Genomic DNA, 800 nt, shown 5'->3' on the forward strand with positions numbered 1-800 from the left:
CCAAATGGCAGCGTAGACCAAGGTATTGTTGACTTGAAAGAACATTCGAATGGAATGGAAGGTGATTTGTCCACCACGGGTAAAGTGGTTGCCCTTGGAGCGAGAAGGTCTAGGCATAGTAGTTTCCTGTAGCGAGTGAGCTGATTATGGTAATGGCTTAGTGAAAGAAAGTGGTCTTTCCGTAGTATGCGGAGAGTTTTAAATTAGGTAGCTGCTGGTAAGTTACTTTAGTGTCTATGGTTTGCTTGAAATCACATCAAAAGCTAAAAATCCGACAAAGCAAAAGACGATGGAGAAATCAATAATCATCAGTGTTTTGATATACGAGAGTGTTATTTTTTGCTTAGTGTTTTCAGTATGTTGAAGTGACAAGGTTAAAAAAGAAAAAGTAATAAATGACAGGATTGGGTGTGTGAAGATAATGCTAATGTTCGACCCAATATGTAAGTTGTAGAAAAAACAAATTATGGATATCAGTAATAATGTTATTTCTATGATTTTGGCGTCCTTACATGTTGGTTTCGGTGAACTCCAAACTAAGGTAATGATTTTTAAAATCAATGTGAGTTGAAGTGTTAAACAAGTTAAGGTGAGTGGCTGTATTGTCATGATAATCCGCTCTTTAAACTGGATTGCAGGAGTGATTTGTTTTTTGCTGCCTCAAACACCGCTTGATAAGTCGTTTCAATGTCTTCAAGCGAGAGATAGGTAGAAGGGCCATTTCTTGAGCCCCATCGAGTTCTTGGTAGTGATTTCCATATCGTGTCGTCATCGATGCCGAGTTTTCGGTAGTGCTCAAT

The 800-nt window shown here is 38.5% G+C and carries 1 pseudogene; it reads right to left on the reverse strand.

Features of this window, described 5'->3' with window-relative positions:
- Window positions 1–605: 605 nt before the first annotated feature.
- Window positions 606–800 (reverse strand): annotated as a pseudogene (locus AACR11_RS13335) (hypothetical protein); the annotation flags it as partial.

It is taken from the genome of Vibrio sp. L85, from assembly GCF_963871815.1.
GTDB lineage: Bacteria > Pseudomonadota > Gammaproteobacteria > Enterobacterales > Vibrionaceae > Vibrio > Vibrio harveyi.